The 15898-nt window shown below is 37.0% G+C and carries 15 protein-coding genes and 1 riboswitch; of the genes, 10 read left to right on the plus strand and 5 right to left on the minus strand.

Features of this window, described 5'->3' with window-relative positions:
- Positions 1 to 162 precede the first annotated feature (162 nt).
- The 3 genes from ACE198_RS19455 to ACE198_RS19465 all read right to left on the minus strand — a co-directional run bounded on the left by ACE198_RS19455 (position 163) and on the right by ACE198_RS19465 (position 3466).
- A complete protein-coding gene (locus tag ACE198_RS19455) occupies positions 163 to 1491 on the minus strand; it encodes a hemolysin family protein (protein WP_375376737.1) in 1329 nt (442 codons plus the stop codon).
- Positions 1492 to 1635: 144 nt separating this feature from the next.
- Entirely contained in the window at positions 1636 to 2190 is a 555-nt protein-coding gene (locus ACE198_RS19460; RefSeq protein ID WP_098572138.1) for a GNAT family N-acetyltransferase, read from the minus strand.
- A 148-nt stretch (positions 2191 to 2338) separates the two neighbouring features.
- Positions 2339 to 3466 carry a histidine kinase N-terminal domain-containing protein gene (locus ACE198_RS19465; protein ID WP_098572139.1) on the minus strand — a complete coding sequence of 376 codons (1128 nt, stop codon included), beginning with the start codon at positions 3464 to 3466 and terminating at the stop codon, positions 2339 to 2341.
- 216 nt (positions 3467 to 3682) lie between these two features.
- A riboswitch (TPP riboswitch) is annotated at positions 3683 to 3791 on the plus strand.
- A 118-nt stretch (positions 3792 to 3909) separates the two neighbouring features.
- Between ACE198_RS19465 and thiT the strand changes: the two genes are divergently transcribed.
- The 8 genes from thiT to ACE198_RS19505 all read left to right on the plus strand — a co-directional run bounded on the left by thiT (position 3910) and on the right by ACE198_RS19505 (position 14023).
- Complete coding sequence (thiT, locus tag ACE198_RS19470) at positions 3910 to 4491, plus strand: energy-coupled thiamine transporter ThiT (RefSeq protein WP_251456600.1); 582 nt, start codon at positions 3910 to 3912, stop codon at positions 4489 to 4491.
- 186 nt (positions 4492 to 4677) lie between these two features.
- Positions 4678 to 4902 (plus strand): FeoA family protein, encoded by a 225-nt coding sequence (locus ACE198_RS19475; protein ID WP_098572141.1) that lies wholly within the window; start codon positions 4678 to 4680, stop codon positions 4900 to 4902.
- On the plus strand, positions 4902 to 6905 hold the full coding sequence (gene feoB / locus ACE198_RS19480) for a ferrous iron transport protein B (RefSeq protein WP_375376738.1): 2004 nt from the start codon (positions 4902 to 4904) through the stop codon (positions 6903 to 6905). Before ACE198_RS19475 ends, feoB begins: the two co-directional genes overlap by 1 nt.
- Positions 6906 to 6926: 21 nt before the next feature.
- Positions 6927 to 7082, plus strand: coding sequence for a FeoB-associated Cys-rich membrane protein (locus ACE198_RS19485; RefSeq protein WP_098572143.1), 156 nt, complete (start codon positions 6927 to 6929; stop codon positions 7080 to 7082).
- A gap of 110 nt (positions 7083 to 7192) precedes the next feature.
- Positions 7193 to 7648: a helix-turn-helix transcriptional regulator gene (locus tag ACE198_RS19490; protein ID WP_098572144.1), complete on the plus strand. Its 456-nt coding sequence runs from the start codon at positions 7193 to 7195 to the stop codon at positions 7646 to 7648.
- Between the two features lie 194 nt (positions 7649 to 7842).
- Positions 7843 to 9816 (plus strand): transglycosylase domain-containing protein, encoded by a 1974-nt coding sequence (locus ACE198_RS19495; protein WP_375376745.1) that lies wholly within the window; start codon positions 7843 to 7845, stop codon positions 9814 to 9816.
- 437 nt (positions 9817 to 10253) lie between these two features.
- Positions 10254 to 12011, plus strand: a complete 1758-nt coding sequence (locus ACE198_RS19500) for an ABC transporter ATP-binding protein (protein ID WP_375376739.1) — start codon at positions 10254 to 10256, stop codon at positions 12009 to 12011.
- Positions 12008 to 14023: an ABC transporter ATP-binding protein gene (locus ACE198_RS19505; RefSeq protein ID WP_375376740.1), complete on the plus strand. Its 2016-nt coding sequence runs from the start codon at positions 12008 to 12010 to the stop codon at positions 14021 to 14023. Before ACE198_RS19500 ends, ACE198_RS19505 begins: the two co-directional genes overlap by 4 nt.
- A gap of 36 nt (positions 14024 to 14059) precedes the next feature.
- Here ACE198_RS19505 and ACE198_RS19510 read toward each other — a convergent pair whose 3' ends face one another.
- A complete protein-coding gene (locus tag ACE198_RS19510) occupies positions 14060 to 14680 on the minus strand; it encodes an NAD(P)-dependent oxidoreductase (RefSeq protein WP_251456592.1) in 621 nt (206 codons plus the stop codon).
- Between the two features lie 312 nt (positions 14681 to 14992).
- On the opposite strand from ACE198_RS19510, the gene ACE198_RS19515 reads away from it, so the two are divergent.
- Positions 14993 to 15088 (plus strand): acyl-CoA synthetase family protein, encoded by a 96-nt coding sequence (locus ACE198_RS19515; protein ID WP_375376741.1) that lies wholly within the window; start codon positions 14993 to 14995, stop codon positions 15086 to 15088.
- A 153-nt stretch (positions 15089 to 15241) separates the two neighbouring features.
- Positions 15242 to 15703, plus strand: a complete 462-nt coding sequence (locus ACE198_RS19520) for a PaaI family thioesterase (protein ID WP_375376742.1) — start codon at positions 15242 to 15244, stop codon at positions 15701 to 15703.
- Between the two features lie 71 nt (positions 15704 to 15774).
- Here ACE198_RS19520 and ACE198_RS19525 read toward each other — a convergent pair.
- Positions 15775 to 15898, minus strand: a 124-nt coding sequence (locus tag ACE198_RS19525; RefSeq protein WP_375376746.1) for a transposase, incomplete at its 5' end; no start/stop codon positions are given.

The following is a 15898-nucleotide window of genomic DNA, read 5'->3' on the forward strand; positions in this document are numbered from 1 at the left end:
CGACAATTTAATAAATTAACAATAATTATAAAGAATTTGAACTATACAGTCAAACGTTCTGGTTAGTATATTAGTTGATAACTATATTTTATGGAGAAACATAGTGAATATGAACAATAAAGACGAAATATTACAAAAATTTAGACAAAAAACAAACAGATCCTACTCAAGAGCAGCATCTGTTTGTTTTTCATCTGAATCTGCTTTAAAAACCTCAATGTACAAGATATGGTGTCCTTCAATCTCTTGAATTTGAAATACAAAATCTTCATGTTCAATGGAGTCACCTTTATGTACATCAAATTTTTGTGTTAAAAACCAGCCGCCAATCGTATCGACATCTTCCTCATCCAGTGTGGTACCGAGAAGGTCGTTTACTTCACTAATTAAAACTTTACCATCTAAAATAAAATGTCCATCATTTTTTTTCTGGATAAGAGGAAGCTCATCCAAGTCAAATTCATCGCGTATTTCACCAACAATTTCTTCGAGTATGTCTTCAACCGTGACAATACCTGCTGTCCCGCCATATTCATCCGATAAAACAGCCATATGGGAACGATTTTTTTGCAGTTTGAGCAGAAGTTCCTGAATCGGTATGGTTTCAATGACATGAATGACGGGTTTTAGATAGGGAAGCAACGGTCGGTCTCCAGTGCATTTTTGCTGGATACAATCTGTTAAGACTTCTTTTATGTTAATAACCCCTAAAATATTATCCTTGTCACCATCAATAAGTGGATATCTTGTATACTTTTCTTCCTTAACGATTTCAATAATTTCTTCCATGGATGCATCTTTTGAAAGTGTTACGAGTTCAGTTCTGGGAACCATAATTTCTTTAGCAACCCGATTATCAAATTCGAATATTCGGTCCATATATCGATATTCAGATTGGTTTATTTCACCACTTTCATAACTTTGTGAGAGAATTAACCTTAATTCTTCCTCAGAAAGGACAATATCGTGCTCGGATGCGGGCTGTACCCCGAAAAGTCCAGTAACAAACCGCGCCGACCTATTTAGTATCCAAATAAACGGGTACATCAATTTATGAAACAAAATTAACGGTCGAGAAAAAAACAAGAGAATTTCTTCTGCTTTCTGAATCGCAATCGTTTTGGGTGATAATTCACCAATGACGACATGGAAAAAAGTGATGACAATGAAAGCAAGGATAAACGAAATAATGTGTTTAAGTGATAAAGGGATGTGAATTAGGTCAAAAACTGGATCTAACAGTTCCCGAATAGTAGGCTCACCGAGCCAGCCTAAAATAAGGGAGATAATTGTAATGCCCACCTGGGTGGCGGATAAATAACCATCCAAATTTGAAATTACCTTCTTAGCTGCTTCTGCTTTTGGATTACCTTCCGATAATAATTGATCAATTCTTGTGGATCGAACCTTTACCATCGCAAATTCTGAAGCAACAAAAAGGGCGGTAAAGGCTATTAGGATAACAATAATCAATACATTCATCCAAATCATCTATCACCTTACAGGTGTAAGGTATGCCACCTCACTTCCGTTGGTCTCTAAACATTATTTCAAAAAAAAAATCTATTAGCAAATCGAACAGAAAAAATGCTGCCAATTCGGCAACATCCATGAAACTGATAGTCAGTTTTTTATTTAAATAAGAACTCGTTTGTTCCAGTCCCGGGCAAGCATACTGTAAATAAAAAGGTCATGAAAGCGGCCGTATAATTGTTCGCCTTCTCTAATGATACCTTCTTTTATAAAACCAAGTCTTTCAGGTATGGCACGGCTTTTTTTGTTTTTGATACCACAGCGGATTTCAACACGATTTAAACCTAATTGGAAAAATGCATAGTTAAGCAGGAACTGAACGGATCGAGTCATTATTCCATGACCTTCTGCTTTTTTTGAAAGGTAATATCCGATACTTGTCATTCGGTTGTGCCAATCTATTTGTTGTAAACTAATTGAGCCTACCAACTCACCTTTATAGACGATCCCCACATTAAATCCACTATTTTCTGCAAATTGATTTAGCCATATCGGAATAATGGATTCAAACTGATACGGGGATTTCATGCTATCCACCCATGGCAGCCATTCACGCAGATGTTCACGGTTTTCCTCCACCATTTGATAAAGACTTGATGCGTGATGTTGTTGAAATAGCTGGAGTTCAATATCATTATCAACCCTTAATGTAAACATTAGTCAAATCTCCCGATAAAAAATTTTTAGTTCATCATATGCAAAGCAGGTTGTTATCGGGAAGACTTAATATTAAGAAATAAAAAAATCCCTGCTTTATATAAAGTGGGATTGGTTATTCTAGCTATAAAATTACTTGTATATAAGATTAGGTTAGGGCTGCAACCGGTAAGAGAATCGAGAATGTAGTTTTATCTGGAGATGAATCACATTCTAAATTTCCCTTATGTTTTTCAATAATTTCCTTGCAAACAAACAAGCCGAGACCTGTACCTAGTTTTTTCGTCGTAAAAAATGGTTCGAAAATGGATTTTCTAAGTTCAGCAGGAATCACAGGCCCATTGTTGGAAATATTAATTTTGATGAACTGATGTTGTAGACTGCTATTGATCTCGATTGTAGGATTCGGATTCTCAGCATGATTCAAAACATCAATCGCATTAAAGATGATATTAATTAATACCTGTCTAATTTCATCTGCATACCCATTAAGAGTAATATCTTCACTGAGTTCTTTTCTTATTTTTACTTTTCCATCAAGTATGCTTGGATATAGGAAGTTTAAGACTTCCTCCACTAATGTATTTAAATTGAAGTTATCCTTTTCTTTACCAATTAACTCCTTTTTTGACAGAAGGAGAAATTGTGATATACGAAAATTAAGTTGATCCAATTCACTTGAAATGATATCTAAATATTTCATCTCCGGATGATCAGCTTTCAGTAATTGGATAAATCCTTGAACAGATGTCAAGGGGTTTCTAAACTCATGAATAAAGCTTGAGGTCATTTGCCCAAGCAATGTTAATCGATCCTGATGTGTAGAATCAATGTGCATTGTTTTTTCTTCAATAATTTTGTTTTTTGCTTCTGAGTAATGGGAAACAGCATAGTATAAAAATTTATCAAAACAAAAATTTACATTGTTTAATGCTTCCTGCATGGCTGCCCATGGAATCCCAGTAATGCTTAAATGGCTGTATAGAACTGTTCTGCCAAGATTAACATTATAAACAAAATCACCAAGGTTAATATCAGCCAAAACTCTTTCTTCCGATACTTCAATAGCAAGTTTTTCAATTATGTCTAAAAGGTCTTTTTCCGTCATTTTATGCATATTAAGTAAAACATCGAGCAGAGCCTCGCCGTTTTCGTGAATTTTTAACTTAAAAGGATCCGTATTAGTGGTAACAATGGCATTTTCCCAATCTTGAATTAATTTCTGTTTATTTTGATTGAAAAAATCAATTAAATCTGTTTGGTTTTCCGTGAACATGCCGTCTTCCCCCTATGTTATTGACAAAAAACTCCTTACTGTACTTATTCGAGACATAAATAGAAATACCTCCTTTATTTTAAAATAAAAGTCTTGAATTTTATTCATATAGTCTTAATTGCTGATTCGACTAGGTAATAATAACGATAAGAAAGTATATTTTCCTTGTAAATGTGAATAAAGAAGAGTATATTTTTTTCTATGGAAACAATTGAATACTTCCACAGGGGGAGCTGCTATTCTTGCGGCTGAGAGTGAACGGTTAAGTTCTGACCCTATGAACCTGTTAGTTAACACTAGCGTAGGGATGTGGTTTGCCGATTATGAAAGCAATGCAGACAATCCTTATCGTCGTGCATTGCTTTTTTTGTTCTTTATTTTATTGCACATCTTGTAATAGGAAGACTTCTAACGAGTCCAAAAAGATAATTGGGGGAGACGTTGTGAATCAAAAAAGAAGCAACACATTATTTATCGCTGAGGTGGCAGTTTTTTCTGCTTTAGCTTATTTATTGGATTTTCTAGCCGGAATTCTATCTTTAAAGATATGGCCACAGGGAGGTTCGGTGTCAATTGCCATGGTACCTATCTTTTTAATTGCTTATCGTTGGGGGATAAAAGGGGGCTTGTTAACAGGATTTTTACTAGGTTTATTGCAGGTTATCCTTGGATTCGCTCAAGTATACACATTCTTACAAGGATTTATTGATTATTTTCTTGCCTTTTCAGTTGTAGGGTTAGCGGGTGTCTTTACTGGTCTGGTGAAGGAGGCGATATCCAAAAATGAAAAAGGTAAGTGGATGACATATGTTATTATCGGTGCATTCTTAGGAAGTGCCTTAAGATACATCTGCCATGTTATTTCTGGCATCGTGTTCTTCGGTGAATATGCGCCAAAGGGGCAGCCGGTGGCCATTTACTCACTCCTATATAATGGAACATTCATGCTGCCAAGCTTCATCATCAGTGCAATCATTATCATCATTGTAATGAGTGCGGTACCAAAGAGATTATTTTCAAAATAACATTTATTAGTAATACGAATGGAAAAGGGCTTCAAGCTCTTTTCTATTTTTTTTATAAAGCGATTGTCGTTGATTCATGAAAATTCTTCAAACTTTTGACAAATTTATTAAGCTTTTTATCTCAAAAAAAGTGTTAAAATACAAGAAAGATAATCATTCTCAATTAGTGGAGATAGGGTGATATACATGTTTGGTTCATTAAAAGTAGGAGATAAAGGGAAAATTATTGATATTTCTCTTGTAGGTCACCTGGTACAAAGACGATTACTTGACTTAGGGATTACTGAAGGCTCTGAAGTGTGTGTAAAGTGTGTCATGCCATTTGGCGGTCCAATTATGATTGAATCTTGCGGACAATGTGTGGGTATTCGCCGTAGAGAAGCAGTTCGAATGAAAGTGGAGAGAATATAATGGACATCGCACTTATTGGAAATCCTAATACTGGGAAAACTTCATTATTTAATAATCTTACAGGTTCCTATGAGTATGTTGGTAATTGGAGCGGTGTCACCGTTGAAAAAAAAGTTGGTGTTTTTAAAAATAATATTGGTCATTTGACTGATTTACCTGGTGTGTATACACTTAATCCCTTATCGAAGGATGAAGGGGTAGTTACATCCTTCTTTCTTAATGAATCAGTGGACCGCCTGCTAAATATATTAGATGCTTCACAATTAGAACGAAATTTACATCTAACCTTGCAATTGCTTGAGTTTGAAAAACCAGCATTTATTGGACTTAATATGGTCGATGTAGCAAATAAACGAGGAATTCAAATTGATACATCTAAACTTTCTGAGCTTCTCGGAGTACCGGTTGTTCCTGTTGTGGCGAGAAATGGAAAGGGCTGTGATAAATTAGTTGATGTCATATCGACTCAATCAATCCAGCCTGCTAAAAAGAATCTTGTTTACTATGGTAAAGAGGTAGAAGCTGCAATTGTTGCTTTGACGGCTGAGATTCATGGCAAAACCAACCTTTCTGGACGATTTCTAGCTATTCAATATTTTGAAGGTAATGAATATGTTAGAAACTATGTAAATATTATTGTTGGCGAGAAAAAGCTTAATGATCTAATTGTTAACTTGGAGTCAACCTTACAAACACTTTATAATGTAAAATCATTAGCAAACTATATTTATCAAAAAAGAAGAGAAGCAATAGAAAAAATCGTTGTCGAAGTGGCCGTAAAAAGTAACTTTGACATTCCGCTTTCTGAGAAAATTGATATGATCGTTACCAATCGCTTTTTAGGAATGCCTATTTTCTTACTGCTTATGTATGTCATGTTTATGCTGACTTTTGATTGGCTCGGAACACCATTATCTGATGCTTTGGACGGATTTTTAACAGGGCCCATTACGGCAGAATTTGAGTCGGTTTTAACCGCCATTCATGCTTCAAATTTTATTCATGCATTAATTATTGATGGTTTAGTTGCTGGGGTAGGCGGCGTACTCGTATTTGTGCCGCAAATTTTTATCCTATTTTTCTTTATTTCTTTATTAGAAGATTCCGGGTACATGGCCCGTGTTGCATTGGTAATGGACCGAATTATGGAGTCAGTTGGGTTAAATGGGAAGGCATTTATCCCTATGATGATTGGCTTCGGTTGTAATGTACCAGGAATAATGGCTGCCAGAACCATAGAGACACCACGGGAAAGGCTGGTTACCATATTGCTTACCCCGTTAATGTCCTGTTCAGCACGATTACCCGTGTATGCGTTATTTGTTGGAGCTTTTTTTGCGCGAAATAAGGCTTTAGTTGTGCTAAGCCTATATGTCCTTGGGATTGTAGTTGCATTGGTCCTAGCTAAAATCTTTTCGTCTACATTACTAAAGTCGGAAACTTCATTATTTGTTATAGAACTCCCCCCTTACCGTCTTCCCCAGTTTCAATCACTGTGGAGGAGTACTTGGGATAAAGGAAAAGGGTTTGTTAGAAAAGCTGGAACATTTATTTTTGCGGGTTCTGTCTTTATCTGGTTATTATCTTATGCTGGCCCCAATGGTTTAAAGGTTGACATGGATGATAGTTATTTAGCCGCGATTGGGAATATGATTGCCCCAATTTTTGATCCAATTGGATTTGGAACATGGCAGGCATCCGCCTCGTTAATTACAGGGTTCTTGGCAAAAGAGGCCATTATATCTACCATGAATATTATTTATTTTGTTCCGAATGATGCAAGTTTGCAAGGGTTATTGGCGAACTATTATACTCCGCTTGCTGCCTATAGTTTCATGGTTTTCATTTTGTTATACATCCCATGCCTTGCGACAGTAGCAACGATCTATAAAGAAACAAATTCAAAAAAATGGACAGCTTTTTCTATGATTTATGCATTTGCAATTGCTTATGTGCTTTCTTTGATCATCTATCAAGGCGGCAAATTGTTAGGACTTGTTTAATTCTAGAAAGAGGTGGAGCAAATGATTGCCAATATATTAATTGGAGCAGCTATTTTTGGATATGCATCATGGGCTTTAGTTAGGTTTATTAATAAATCAAAAAAGGGAAAATGCGGGGCATGCGATTTGAAAAATTCATGTTCTAGCAATTGCGAAATACCACCTAAATCCCTATAAATAATTGAAACTGTTATCTAAAAAGATAGCAGTTTTTTGATGTTAGGATTTGAAGATATAAACAAACTAGTGTAAAATTACACTAGTTGTAATTGAAGGAAGGGCTTAACTTGACCAGAGATGAAATTATAATGCAGGTTTCTGAAAAGCTTCGCCTTATACGGACGGAAGTTGGCTATACACAGGATAAAATGGCAGACATTATTGGTGTTTCTAAGAAAACACTTGTTCAAATTGAGAAAGGTAGAGTTTTAGCCAATTGGTCTACTGTCGTTTCGATTTGTGCACTTTTTCGTGAAACTGAGACAGTCCAATTTTTATTTGGGAATGAGCCGCTGGAGGTGTTAGAAACGGTTGCCCGCGAAGGGATAGATATTCGGAAGTCAAAAACGCTTGGCGGCCGGATTTGGTGGAGAGTTGTATCGAAAAAGAACGGGTATATTCTTCAACAAAATATTCTCAGTAAACATTTTCGGATTTTGGATGAAGAAAATTATCGGATCTTTAGCAGTATTGATGAAAAGGTATCAAAACACCGTTTTAAAGAATTAACGAAAAATGAATAAACGACTGAAAAAAGATGGGAATTCGCCATCTTTTTTCTTTTTTTTGGAATACTAAATATTGTCATAAAAACTTTCCCTATTTACGAAAATTAACCAATGATAGATTACTGATAAAGGATGTTTTTCAATTGGTATTAAAAGAGAAAATTAGGACTATCTTTAATAACTTGAAAAAGTGGCACTTGCTCCAAATTATGGTGCTTTCCATGTTAATCATTATCTTAAGTTTTTTTGGACTACTTTATTATTTTTCTAAGGATGCAGATATATCAGGACTTAAGAACGAACTGCCACAAGCTACCGTGTTTTATGATGTGAATGGGGATATAGCTAGTAAAGTGTCGGCGAATAAAAATGAAGGTGTCTCTATTAAGCAGGTTCCTAACTCAATGAAAGATGCGATTGTTGCGATTGAGGATCGTCGATTTTATCAGCATAGCGGTGTGGATTTGATTGGGACATCAAGGGCGCTCGTCCGTGACTTAAAAGCTAGAGGAATGGTTGAAGGAGGCAGTACGATAACGCAACAATTAACTAAGAATACACTTCTCACTTCACAAAAAACCTTAAATAGGAAAATGGAGGAAGTTTTTTTAGCACTACAGATTGAGCGGGAATATTCAAAGCTAGAAATTTTGCAAATGTATTTAAATCAAATTTATTTTGGTAATGGTGCATGGGGGATTAAAAAGGCTGCGAGCAAATATTTTGCCAAAGAGGTTAAAGACCTTTCAATCAGTGAATCCGCATTACTTGCAGGACTAATTAAAGCACCATCTTCCCTGAATCCTTATGAGCATATGGAAAAGGCGACTGAAAGGCGAAATCTAGTATTAGTACAAATGAAGAAACAAGGATATATTTCCGATTCTCAGTATGAAAAAGCCATACATGAAGAAGTAATTTTGAATGATAAAGGCGGTGACCCGTTCCGAGGCAAGTTTCCATACTATGTTGATCAGGTTTTAGAAGAGGCTATAAACTTATATGGATTATCACAGGATGAATTACTAACAGGCGGCTATCAAATCTTTACAGAGCTTGAACCTGAAATGCAAACAGCCATGGAAGAGACTTATCAAAATGATTCTTTATTCCAAGAAGGAATAGATATCCTTGTTCAAAGCGGTGGTATCCTCTTAGACCCCAAGACAGGTGGGATTAAGGCAATTGTTGGCGGCAGGGGAAAACATACGTTTAGAGGTTATAATCGAGCTTCGCAGTTAAAGGCTCAGCCTGGTTCCTCCTTTAAGCCATTAGCGGTTTATACACCTGCATTGGAGGAAGGTTGGAAGATGACTGATATGTTAAAAGATGAACCAATGACATTTGGGAGTTATCAACCAAGTAATTACGATGATCAATATTCCGGTCAGGTGCCCATGTATGAAGCTGTAAAAGAATCTAAAAACGTTTCCGCGGTTTGGCTATTAAATGAACTTGGGGTTGAAAAAGGATTAGATTCCATTCAGCGGTTCGGAATTTCATTGGACAAAAATGACCGTAATTTATCCCTTGCCTTAGGTGGTTTACACAAAGGTGTCTCTCCTTTGAACATGGCTGAAGCTTTTTCTGTCTTTCCCAATAACGGAGTGAGAATGAAGGCCCATGCGATTAAAAAAATTATTGATGCTGACGGAAAGGTTGTGGCTGTTTGGAAGGCAAAAAAGGAAAGAGTCACAACCAAGGCCGTAACCGATAATATGACGACCATGCTCCTTGGTGTAGTAGAACAAGGTACTGGTAAGGCTGCACAAATACCTGGCAGAGAAACGGCAGGAAAAACTGGTTCAACTCAGGTTCCAATAGAAGGGATAAACGGCCTGAAGGATCAATGGTTTGTTGGGTATACCCCGCAGCTGGTTGGGGCGATCTGGGTTGGCTATGATAAAACAGACAAAGATCATTATATCACGCCTGTCAGTAATAAAGGTTCAGCAGTTGTTTTTCGGGAAGTTATGACGAAAGCCTTAGCGAATGCGCCTGCTGAAAGCTTTAATGTCCCGCATATCTCCACATTGATTGAAAAGAAAAAGCAGGAAGATGCTGCTAAGAATCGGTTTAATTTTCAAGAGAATTTTACTAACGAGGTTCAGAAATGGGAGGAGAAATGGAATAAACAAAAGGAAAAATGGAGAAAAAAATGGAATGATAAGGGAGGGCATTAATATTCCTCTAGGTAAAGAAAACTATTTGAGACAATTCAGAAAAATGGGAATTGACAATTAAAAGAACTGGTGATAACCTACAAAGGAAGAAAAAAGGAAAGGGAGGGTTACAAAGATGACTAATTTCAATCATGTTTCTTTAACAATTAAATATTTGAATGTAACCTGTCCTGAAGAATTTTCCTGTTAATTTATCAATGTGAAGAAATTGATTAATGACAAAAACACAGGTTACGTTTTCTTTAATACGTGACGTGTGTTTTTTTGTCCCTTTTTTTAAAAAGGAGGCATACTGCACTGTTGCGGTATGTCTTTTTTTATAGTTCAAAACAAATTTGAGGGAGGAAATATGGATGAGGTATTTGGCAGGGTCTTGGAAGGGAAATACAGCAGGAGCAATAGAGGGCGGATAGTATAACATAAGGGGGAAGTTAGGTATGTTTGCGGTTTTAAAAAAATTAAGTTGGTTCTTTAAAGAAAATTGGCAGCGATATGTCATTGCAGTTACACTATTAATTTTAGTGGGTATATTGGATGTGATTCCGCCTAAATTAATCGGATTGGCAATTGATGATATTCATGTGGGCAGTATAAGTCATAAGAAAATAATACAATATCTTGGTATTCTATTGGCAATCATGGTTTCATCTTATGCAATAACCTATATCTGGATGTACCGACTGTTTGGAGGAGCCTTCCTTGTAGAAAGGAAACTTAGGTCCCGGTTTGTTACTCACTTACTAAAAATGACTCCGATATTCTATGAAAAAAATCGGACTGGAGATTTAATGGCGCGTGCGACCAATGATTTAAAGGCCATTTCAATCACAGCAGGTTTTGGGATTCTGACACTTGTAGATTCAAGTGTATGGATGCTGACATTACTGTTAACAATGGGAATTTTAATTAGTTGGAAGTTAACACTGGCGGCAATTATTCCGTTGCCAATTATGGCGATTTTAATGCAAATGTATGGAAAAAGAATTCATACTCGCTTCATGGAAGCCCAAGATGCGTTTGGTGAACTGAATGACCGTGTACTTGAATCAGTCGCAGGAGTTAGAGTTATCCGTGCATTTGTTCAAGAAACCGCAGATAGCAAGCGCTTTCATCAACTTACGGAGGATGTCTATCACAAGAATATTAACGTTGCAAAAATTGATGCATTATTCGACCCAACGATTAAGGTGCTTGTTGGTATTAGTTATCTAATTGGCCTCGGGTATGGTGCCTATTTAGTATTCCATCAATCAATTACATTGGGCAATCTTGTGTCGTTTAATGTGTATCTAGGGATGATGATCTGGCCCATGTTCGCAATTGGCGAGTTAATCAATGTGATGCAGAGGGGGAATGCTTCACTTGACCGCGTTAATGAAACACTTAGCTATGAGGAGGAAGTGGTCAATCCTCTAGACCCTGTTTCCATACAACGTGCTGATCGAATTGATTATCGAAAGGTAACTTTCCGTTATCCCTCTTCTAAGAATGATAACCTAAACCAAGTTGATGTTATGCTGTTACACGGGCAGACATTGGGTATTGTTGGGAAAACAGGCTCAGGAAAGACCACCTTTATTAAGCAGTTATTAAGACAATATCCACTAGGCGATGGAGAGGTAACCATATCCGAGGTATCATTAGAGGAGCAAACCATAAATCAAGTTCGCGACTGGATTGGTTATGTGCCTCAGGATCATGTACTGTTTTCTCGCAGTGTGAAAGACAATATCCTTTTTGGCAGGAAAGATGCAAGCGAGGAAGAATTAGAAGAGGCCATTGATTTAGCGGCATTTCGAAAAGATCTTGCCCTTCTTCCAGAAGGATTAAGTACGCTCGTTGGAGAAAAGGGTGTGGCTTTATCAGGAGGGCAAAAACAACGGATCTCCATAGCGCGCGCGCTGATCAAAAATCCAGAAATCCTCATCCTCGATGATTCCTTATCGGCAGTTGATGCCAAAACAGAAAAGCGAATCATTGATAATATTAGAAAGGCAAGAAATGACAAGACCACCATCATTACCACACATCGAATGTCCGCTGTCCAACATGCCGATCATATTATTGTTTTAGACGATGGTAAAATTATAGAAGAGGGGACACATGAACAGCTTCTTGAACATGATGGGTGGTATAAAGAACAATTTATCCGCCAGCAGATTGCAGGGAAGATAGAGGAAGAGGTGCAATCATGACAACAGGGAAACGATTAGCTAAATACGCATTTGCGTATAAAAAAATTATTTTCGCAGCATTGGTCATGCTGACCATTTCTGTCGTAACCGATCTCGCTGGCCCGTTTATTGCTAAAAATATCATTGATCAGCATATTTTAGGAATTGAATCTGTTTGGTATGAAACATCAAGCGGCGAAAAAGCAGTAAATTATGACGGGAAATTTTATAAAAGAGCTAAGTATGTATCTAGTAGTGAACAAAGGGGAAAGCAAATCCAAATTTTGCAAGTCGGATCCAAGTTTGTTTTCATCGACAAAAAGCTTGAATTTGATGGAAAGCGGACCTTAAAGGCCGGAACATTGGAGATAAAAAATGGGGTTAGAAAGGAAGAATATCATGCTAAAAAACTTAGTCTTTCTGAAATCCTAGCATTTTATCAGCCTGAGATTCTCCCAATCGTTCAACTTTTAACCATTTATTTTGGACTCTTGGTTGTTTCAGCTGTTTTTCAGTACGGTGAACGTTTCTTATTGCAAAAATCTGCCAACCGTATTATTCAAAAAATGCGTGAAGATGTGTATGGTCAGATTCAACGCCTGCCAATAAATTATTTTGATAACCTGCCTGCTGGGAAAGTAGTAGCAAGAATTACGAATGATACAGAGGCAATCCGTGAGTTATATGTTACGGTTCTTGCCACCTTTTTTACAAGTTCCATTTATATTACAGGCATTTATGTGGCTTTGTTTATTTTAAATGGAAAGCTTGCAGCCATTTGTTTATTGTTATTACCAATTCTTTATGTATGGATGTTGATTTACCGGAAGTATGCTTCAAAATATAACCGTGTGATTCGGTCGAGGAACAGCGAAATAAATGCGATGATTAATGAGTCAATCCAAGGGATGAGTATCATCCAAGCGTTTAGTCGTGAAAAAGAAACAAAAGCGGATTTTGAGAAACTTAACCATGAACATTTTACGTACCAAAATAAACTATTAAGTCTCAATTCATTAACCTCGCACAACCTGGTCGGTGTCTTAAGAAACCTTATTTTTGTAGCATTTATTTGGTATTTCGGTGGTCAGGCACTCAATACTTCTACAATCCTTTCACTAGGGATGCTCTACGCTTTTGTTGATTATATCAACCGGCTTTTCCAACCGGTTCAGGGGATTGTCAATCAATTGGCCAATCTAGAACTTGCTCTAGTGGCGGGAGAACGTGTATTTAAATTGATGGATGAACCAGGTGAAAATGTAAGTGGTGAGAGAATTGCCCGTTTTAAAGGAAATGTATCTTTTGATCATGTATCATTTGGTTATAAAGACGGGGAATACGTTTTAAAGAATATTGATTTTGAAGCGAATCATGGTGAAACAGTTGCTCTTGTTGGTCACACGGGATCTGGAAAAAGTTCCATTATGAATTTACTTTTCCGTTTTTATGATTGTCAAATGGGGAAAATTACCATTGATGGAAAAGATATTGCAACGATCCCCCGTCAATCTATTCGTAACCATATGGGTATTGTTTTGCAGGATCCCTATTTATTTACAGGAACAATAGCTTCAAATGTAAGTCTTAATGATCCGGCGATAACCAAAGAAAAAGTAGAGAAAGCATTAAAAGATGTAGGGGCTGACAAGGTATTCAAGAACTTAGAAAATGGTTATGATCAGCCAGTCCTAGAGAAAGGGAGTACCCTCTCAAGTGGGCAGAGACAGATTATTTCCTTTGCACGAGCGCTGGCTTTCGATCCAGCTATACTTATGCTTGATGAAGCTACCTCAAGTATTGATACAGAAACGGAGACTGTGATTCAAGAGGCCATGGAAGTTCTGAAAAAAGGGAGGACCACCTTTATTATTGCCCACCGATTATCAACAATCCGTAACGCTGACCAGATCATTGTTTTAGATCGTGGGATGATTGTTGAAAAGGGAACACATGACGAATTAATGAAGAAGAAAGGTAAATATTATCAAATGTATCAACTCCAACAGGGTGGTACAAATTTGGCTGGATAGAATTCGCCCCTTAACATGACATGTTAAGGGGCGTTTTTAATAGGTTAGACCTACTCGTGAACCGATAAATTCATTGCTAAATAGCTGATCATAGGCAAAGTCCGCTGTATCGTAAATAGAGATGGACGAAGGATCATCAGGAAGAAAGTCTTTTTCATATCTGTAATATCCTAATCTCTCTCCAATAGGCAAATAAGTCGGGCAAACAATTGTCCAATCCAGCCCTGAGTCTTTTAATAATAAAAAGGCCCGTAAATGTTCTTCCGCATCACGTGTGCTTTTCCGCTTTGATTCAGACGATTGAAATCGATATAAATGGGGGGCAGACCGAGCCTGGAGAATTCCAGCCGTTCCAATGGTAATAATTCGGTGTATTCCGAGCGCTTTCATATGTTTAATGATAAAGGGCATCGATTCAGACAGTACCGTGGTACCTGCTGTATTTAGAGAACTAATCACTACATCCGATCCTGTTAAGCTACCTGCAATATCCGTTTCATTTAGTACATTACCTTCTTTAACAAGAAGGCCATCTTTTTTAATGTTTAGTTTACTGCTGTCTCTCACCAGTACTCGGACGGAATGTTGATTGGTTAAAGCATTTTCTAAAATAATCGAACCCACTCTGCCTGTTGCTCCGAAAAGGCAAATGTTCACAAAAAGTTCACCTCTTAGTTAATAAAGTGTAATATTCATCACTTGCGGCACCCTCCGCTTATGATATTTTAAAGATGTTTTAGCATTTACTTATATAGGGGTGGGAAGTATATGTCAGAGTATTCGGTAGTGCTATTGATCGGTAGTTTTTTAATCCTTTCTTATTATATCGGATATACAATTATTAAACATTAAATTAACTGCAGATAAGTGTCTGAAGTTCAGACTGGCGATAAATTCGAATTAAATCGGATTTATCGCCAGTCTTTTTTTATGATTATTAAAATAATGGATCAAAAGAGGTAAGTTTATTTGAAGGTAAGGGTGCTAGCTCCAAGAAGTATTCCTCGGTCTGAAGGAAAAGCGGTACGCATTGTGGATGAGCGAATAGTTGAAGTAATTAAATGAAATATTTAAATTTTTAAAAATTTTTTGGTTTTTGTATAACGGAAAATCACTATGTCGTTATCGGTGTGTTATAATAAAGAAATAAAATAGACGATGTCTCATCTCACAAGGTTTCCTTGGAGCATACATACAAAAAAAACAGGAGGAGTCAATATGAAATCCAGTATGACTGAACAGGAAGTTCATCAAAAATATTACAAGCAAATTTTTGAAACACTCGAACAAGAGCCTTATGCCCAGTTTCTCGGTATGAAATTAATTGAGATGGGAGAGGGGACTGCAACGGCTGAGTTAGATGTAAATGACCATATGTTGAATTCACACGGCACGGTTCATGGTGCTATCATCTTTTCTTTAGCAGACTATGTATTTGCAGCAGCCAGTAATTCTTATGGGAAAACTTCTGTTGGATTGTCAACAAATGTTAATTTTATGTCTCCTGGCCGGAGAGGATCCCGTCTAAGGGCTATAGCCGAAGAAGAAAAGCGAAACAACCGTACGGCATGGTATAAAATCCGTGTAGAAAGTGATGGAGAACTTTTAGCTACGATGGAAGCATTGGTTTATCGTAAAAGCCACTATTTTGTTCCAATAGAAGAGAATGAAAGTAATTAATTCCACATTCGATTCCTTTTTATGGTTTTTTGCTCGTAAGAGAAAAATTTTGACCTTTCCTATACCTTTATCTAGGCCATTTCTGGACTTTTCCATGTCCAGTTGGCCATCTTTTTCAAATTCATGGCAGCAAAAGTAAGCATCGCTTGCATGGACAATTTTTTTAGGCCTCTTAAGGTTGTCCAACGCATACCA

This window comes from Neobacillus sp. KR4-4 (genome assembly GCF_042136325.1).
Lineage (GTDB): Bacteria > Bacillota > Bacilli > Bacillales > Cytobacillaceae > Neobacillus.

Bases quoted from the DNA above. Each gene is read 5' to 3' on its own strand.
- ACE198_RS19455 (WP_375376737.1), bottom strand. From the start codon at position 1,491: ATGATTTGGATGAATGTATTGATTATTGTTATCCTAATAGCCTTTACC.
- ACE198_RS19500 (WP_375376739.1), top strand. From the start codon at position 10,254: ATGTTTGCGGTTTTAAAAAAATTAAGTTGGTTCTTTAAAGAAAATTGG.
- ACE198_RS19485 (WP_098572143.1), top strand. From the start codon at position 6,927: ATGATTGCCAATATATTAATTGGAGCAGCTATTTTTGGATATGCATCA.
- ACE198_RS19505 (WP_375376740.1), top strand. From the start codon at position 12,008: ATGACAACAGGGAAACGATTAGCTAAATACGCATTTGCGTATAAAAAA.
- ACE198_RS19495 (WP_375376745.1), top strand. From the start codon at position 7,843: ATGGTGCTTTCCATGTTAATCATTATCTTAAGTTTTTTTGGACTACTT.
- ACE198_RS19475 (WP_098572141.1), top strand. From the start codon at position 4,678: ATGTTTGGTTCATTAAAAGTAGGAGATAAAGGGAAAATTATTGATATT.
- ACE198_RS19460 (WP_098572138.1), bottom strand. From the start codon at position 2,190: ATGTTTACATTAAGGGTTGATAATGATATTGAACTCCAGCTATTTCAA.
- ACE198_RS19520 (WP_375376742.1), top strand. From the start codon at position 15,242: ATGAAATCCAGTATGACTGAACAGGAAGTTCATCAAAAATATTACAAG.
- ACE198_RS19465 (WP_098572139.1), bottom strand. From the start codon at position 3,466: ATGTTCACGGAAAACCAAACAGATTTAATTGATTTTTTCAATCAAAAT.
- feoB (WP_375376738.1), top strand. From the start codon at position 4,902: ATGGACATCGCACTTATTGGAAATCCTAATACTGGGAAAACTTCATTA.